The following is a 5156-nucleotide window of genomic DNA, read 5'->3' on the forward strand; positions in this document are numbered from 1 at the left end:
AGCGCAAAATAACCGTCGAAGTTTCCATTGTGTCCCGCTACCGAAGCAAGCCCGCGACGGTAACCATAAGAACCGATCTCTCCGCGCACAGTGGAGAGCGGGGCTGTGTAGCCAGTGGGTGAAATGAAGTTAATAGCGCCGCCAAGCGTCGTCGCTCCGTAGCGTAGCGCGTTCGCTCCACGGTAGGTCTCAATGTGACTGAAAACAAGCGGCTCTATTGCCTGAAAATCAAAGCCGCCGTCCGTCTCATTAAGACGAAACCCGTCTTGGAGTAAAACAATCCCACGCCCGTGAAAAGTCCGTTGAATGCCGGATCCACGGATAGAAAGACGCGCTTCCTCAGCCCCAAAACGCGATTGGACATAGACGCCAGGCGTCAATCCCAAAGCGTCACGAAGATTAGACACGCGTTGCGTTTTATAGCGCTCAGCGTCAGTGACTGCTGCACCACCAGGAATGCGCGCTATTTCTCTTCGGGACACCGCTAGCGTGGGCAGGGTGAGGGGTAGCAGCTGGCTTCCGCGCACCACGACATCAGGCAACTTCTTTGGAGCACCACTCTGCTGTGCTATGGTGCTTCTTTGCGATGTTGCTGGATTTTGCGCGGCGATGGTTGAAGGTGCGAAATATACTGCCACAGACAACGTGCAGACGACAAAAATAAATGAACGGGTGGTTTTCATGTTGTTTATCGATTGAATCGTTTTGTTTTGTGAGTTTCAGAAATTGTGTTTTGAGAAGAGGAATTTTAAACCGCCGCAAAAATGGGTTTTCGCGGCCTTTTCAACGCGGAATGGGAACACTTGAGTCCTCTGAAAAGCGCCTCAGTCTAGCCCCTTTTTCATCAAGCACCGATCTGCCTAGGACGGTTCCGTTGGCTAATCTGGACCGCTATTCGATCCATCAGCATGCTTGCTATGATGTATTACGCCATCGGAAAACGGTGACTTGCGCCGCTTGCGCCGCCTTTGGGCGCTACAGAAGAGTCTTGTGTCCCCGATTAAATGAATAGCTTAGGTGGAGGGACGAGAGGTTGCTCTGCGCGTGTTATCACAAGGCTAGAGGTAGGCGGAGGGTATTCCGTTGCTACTGGGAATTGAAATTGTCGGATAAAAAAGGAGCGCGTGAGAAGAAATTCGGTTTTGTTCCATTGTATTGAAAAAGGCCTATCGTCTTCTGTGCTCTCTGCATGGAGTTGTCGGACTTTATGGCAAAGAGCACAGGGCTTTTCACCCGAGAAAACTTCCTTGAGTGAGAGAAACCAGTCTTTTTCTTCGATTTGTTGACGTAACATCTGAGCCCATGCCAAGGCTTGCATGCCGATCAGATGCGTGCCGGCTTGGATAGATAGCCCCATGACCAAAATTGATGCTACAAGGGCACGCATATGGGGGGCGTTTACGCCCAGCTCAAGCCTAGGTCAAGCCAATTCACAAATACCGGATGAAGATCAAAGATGAAACAGGCAAAAAAGCCCTTTGATGAATGCGCACTTACTCGGACTCTCCCTCGCCAACTGCATCCTTGACATTAGAAAAACTAATGGTCAGCTTGCTCGCTAAGCCAATTCTCATGAGCGATCTAGGGCACATACAAGGGACATGGCCGGCTTTCATTGCGGGCGTGGTAACAAGTTTTCACTGCGTGGGAATGTGTGGACCGTTGACTTGTTTGTTTGCACGTCTGGATATGACCCCTTCCCATCGAGGCATATCAATCAGCCTCTACCATGGATCGAGATTGCTCTCCTACACCGTTCTCGGTGCGTTAGCAGGCGGCATCGGCGCCGTGCCGTTTGCGAGTTATGCTCAAAGTTGGGCACATTATCTACCTTGGCTAATGGTGTTCGTTTTTCTGTTGTTGTCATTAGGTTGGGAACCTCATATCCCGAAACATTCCTGCGGCACGAGCCACACATGGAGCATGTTTCGTCTCGGCCTAAAACTTCCTCCTTGGTGGGCTTCGATTATGGTCGGCTTAAGCACACCGCTTCTGCCCTGTGGGCCCTTGTATTTGTTGCTTGGGGCAGCCTTACTGTCAGGTTCTGCAACCCGCGGCGCTGAAATCATGTTCACTTTCGGACTTGGCACAGTAGTGCTCCTGTGGATTTCACAATGGCAATGGTTGCGGTGGCAGACGCGCCTGAGCTCGCTCTGGGTAAAACGTCTTCAGAGAGGGCTTGCCCTTTGCGGAGCGGCTTTTATCGCTGCACGACTGCTTGCCGGGCCGAGTCTTGCCGACGTTGGAAACGGCGAGGCTGTGCGTTGTCCTCTCTGTCCATCCGCAAAGGAACCTGAGGCAAGTGAAGTGCTAAAATAGGCTTGTCAACACAAGTGGGGCATTTAATTTAACAAATTCTGCTGGGCAGATACTCAAGCGGTCAACGAGGGCAGACTGTAAATCTGCTGGCTTTACGCCTTCACAGGTTCGAATCCTGTTCTGCCCATATTCTCAAGGATTCACTGTTACCCTTGCCAGGGGCTCTGGGGTGCGTTGCAAAAGCTGGAGAAACTTCGCTCGAGCTTCGGCGTAACTCGGCCTCGCCTCTAGCCGCTCGAATACAATGAACTCCTTCGGTTCATCCTGCTCAGTCTTCACCTCTCCGAGGATCATCGCATCCGAAGAGCGTATTCGTTCTTTTTTGCCATTGGCCACGGTGATTTCACTCGACTCATAGCCCAACAAAAATCGCCGTTGCAGCATTCCTTCCCCATTATACACATCGCCAAACCATTCCACAAACGGCGGCAGGTCTGGCTCGAAAAACTCCAATATCGCCATATACGCACCCCCTTCCTGTTGCGAAAGTGGAATGCGTTCTCGTCGATACGAAAGCGCCCCAGCCAATCCTTCCTGTGCGGGTTGCCGCTTCCGCATTTCGACTAGCTCCGCCCGCAGTGCTGCAACTGCTGCTTCATCTTTAAGACCTTGTCGTGCTTGTATCAAATGCGTGACTCCTCGAAAGTCTTGCGGTTCGAGCTTGCGGAAACGTTCAAGATAAGCTACCGCCTCGCTGTATCGAGCCATTTTGTTTAACACAATTCCCGCCATCAGCAGCGATCCACGCGCCTCAGGAGCCTCGCGCAATATGCCAAGGAAAACCTGTAGCGCCTCACTCCAGCGTCCTTGTTCATCGAGCATCCGTCCTCGGTCATAACGCATCCGCAAATTATCTTCCCTAGTAATCTTCGCTTTTGTCGAGGTAGGCTCTGCCTTGAGGATCGGTTCCACCTGCTCTTGGGCATGAAGAAAACCAGCGGTTATACAAAAAGCGACTCCACACGCGCGTGCTGTTCGCAGCACTATTGGACGAACGAAAAGTCTCATACCCCCTCTATCGCGTTGCGCTTCCGCTTTGGTAGCGTCAACTCACGATTCACTGCATTCAAATATGCACGCGCGCTCGCCTCGATCACATCCGTCGAAGCAGCTTTACCCGTCACCAACGGCTCTTTCCCCTCCGAAAAATCCACTTTGATAGTGACTTCCCCGATCGCGTCCTTGCCTTGAGTCACAGCTCGCACTTGGTAGTCCACAAGATTTCCGTTGCAACCTGTAATTTTATCCATCGCCTTCATCGCTGCATCCACAGCGCCATCGCCTTGGGCTTTCTCGCAATGCACTTCCTCCCCGCGGCGGAGCGTGACGATGGCTTCAGGCAATTGCCCACCGATGACGTGCACCTCGAGATTTTCAAGCGAATATACCTCGGGCACTTCCGTCCATTGATTTTCAGCCAGCGCGATCAAGTCATCATCGTAAACAAACTTTTTCTTATCCCCCACAGCCTTGAATTGCACAAAGATGCGCTCCAACTCTTGATCGGTCAACGTAAAGCCAAGATGCTTCAGTCGCGCTTCCAGAGCGGCTCGGCCACTATGTTTCGTCAATGGCAATTCTGTCTCGCCCCACCCGACTTCCTTCGGATCCATGATCTCGTATGTTTCCCGTTTCTTCAAAATACCGTCCTGGTGGATTCCCGAGCTATGGGCAAACGCATTTTCGCCGACGATCGCTTTACTCCGCTGCACCATAAGGCCGGACATGCGCGAAACCAGCCGCGACGTCTTGACGATCTCTCGCGTGTGTATTCCGATCTCATAATTCCCATAAAAATCCGACCGCGTCTTGAGCGCCATCACCACTTCCTCAAGCGCAGCATTTCCTGCGCGTTCACCGATACCATTGATCGTACCCTCCACTTGCCGCGCGCCAGCTTGGATGGCAGCCAACGAATTCGCCACCGCAAGCCCAAGATCGTTGTGACAATGCACACTGATCACCGCCTCGTGGATGTTTTTTACATGAGAAAACAGATAGCGGATTAACTCCGCAAACTGCTCCGGCACAGCGTAACCAACGGTATCGGGGATATTCACCGTCGTTGCGCCTGCAGCAATCACGGCCTCTGTCACCCGCGCCAAGAATTCAGGTTCAGTCCGCGACGCGTCCTCGGGCGAAAACTCCACGTCCCGCACATAGCTCTTGGCCAGCTTCACACCTTCCACCGCGAGCCGCACAATCTCATCGTAAGCCTTGTGCAACTTATATTCCCGATGAATTTTAGAGGTCGCCAAAAAAACGTGGACCCGCGCCCGATCCCCGGCGGGTTTCACCGCAGCCGCAGCCGCTTCAATATCGCGCGGCACACAACGCGCCAACCCCGCAATAATCGGCCCTTTGACCTCCGTCGCAATCTGATGCACCGATGCAAAATCCCCCTCACTGATCACAGGAAACCCCGCCTCGATCACGTCCACATTGAGTCGCGCGAGTTGCCGAGCCACCTCGAGCTTCTCCCTAGGATTCATGCTGGCGCCTGGGCATTGCTCCCCATCGCGCAAGGTGGTGTCGAATATGATGATTTTCTCGGGCATACGGTGCTATGTTTAACACCATAACATAAAGCCTTCTGGCTCTGAGGCCAGTTTCTTTTGTAAAAACGCACAACAGCGCTCGCTCTCTGCCCCCTTTCAATATCAAGGCTGAACTTCAAGAGATGAAGAGCCAATCCGATTTACTGCGGTGCGGAACCGCCTACGTTGCTTTGGGTGAGGGCGAAGTCGGCGGCGGTGATGGAGCCGTCGGTGTTGATGTCGTAGCGGAAGTTGGTGTTGTTGACAGGTTGGTTGAGGTTGGATTGGATGAGGCTGAGA

5 protein-coding genes and 1 tRNA gene are annotated in these 5156 nt (G+C 52.7%); 2 read left to right on the forward strand and 4 right to left on the reverse strand.

Annotated features, from left to right (window positions below):
• Both NZM04_04890 and NZM04_04895 read right to left on the reverse strand, forming a co-directional pair.
• The coding region (locus tag NZM04_04890; protein MCS7063371.1) for a TonB-dependent receptor plug domain-containing protein at positions 1-683 on the reverse strand (683 nt) is incomplete at its 3' end.
• A 317-nt stretch (positions 684-1000) separates the two neighbouring features.
• Positions 1001-1387, reverse strand: a complete 387-nt coding sequence (locus NZM04_04895; protein ID MCS7063372.1) for a hypothetical protein — start codon at positions 1385-1387, stop codon at positions 1001-1003.
• Positions 1388-1572: 185 nt separating this feature from the next.
• On the opposite strand from NZM04_04895, the gene NZM04_04900 reads away from it, so the two are divergent.
• Positions 1573-2319: a sulfite exporter TauE/SafE family protein gene (locus NZM04_04900; protein MCS7063373.1), complete on the forward strand. Its 747-nt coding sequence runs from the start codon at positions 1573-1575 to the stop codon at positions 2317-2319.
• A 43-nt stretch (positions 2320-2362) separates the two neighbouring features.
• Positions 2363-2446, forward strand: a tRNA-Tyr gene (locus NZM04_04905).
• 5 nt (positions 2447-2451) lie between these two features.
• Here the strand turns inward: NZM04_04905 and NZM04_04910 are convergent.
• Together NZM04_04910 and NZM04_04915 are read right to left on the reverse strand one after the other, a co-directional pair.
• The gene (locus NZM04_04910) at positions 2452-3327 is read right to left on the reverse strand and encodes a tetratricopeptide repeat protein (GenBank protein MCS7063374.1); all 876 of its coding nucleotides are present in this window, start codon (positions 3325-3327) and stop codon (positions 2452-2454) included.
• On the reverse strand, positions 3324-4877 hold the full coding sequence (locus tag NZM04_04915; GenBank protein MCS7063375.1) for a 2-isopropylmalate synthase: 1554 nt from the start codon (positions 4875-4877) through the stop codon (positions 3324-3326). The genes NZM04_04910 and NZM04_04915 overlap by 4 nt, the downstream gene beginning before the upstream one ends.
• Between the last annotated feature and the right edge of the window lie 279 nt (positions 4878-5156).

Source organism: Candidatus Methylacidiphilales bacterium, from assembly GCA_025056655.1.
GTDB lineage: Bacteria > Verrucomicrobiota > Verrucomicrobiia > Methylacidiphilales > JANWVL01 > JANWVL01.

Coding starts and splice junctions, on each gene's coding strand:
- NZM04_04910 (MCS7063374.1), bottom strand. CDS start 3,327: ATGAGACTTTTCGTTCGTCCAATAGTGCTGCGAACAGCACGCGCGTGT.
- NZM04_04915 (MCS7063375.1), bottom strand. CDS start 4,877: ATGCCCGAGAAAATCATCATATTCGACACCACCTTGCGCGATGGGGAG.
- NZM04_04900 (MCS7063373.1), top strand. CDS start 1,573: ATGAGCGATCTAGGGCACATACAAGGGACATGGCCGGCTTTCATTGCG.
- NZM04_04895 (MCS7063372.1), bottom strand. CDS start 1,387: ATGCGTGCCCTTGTAGCATCAATTTTGGTCATGGGGCTATCTATCCAA.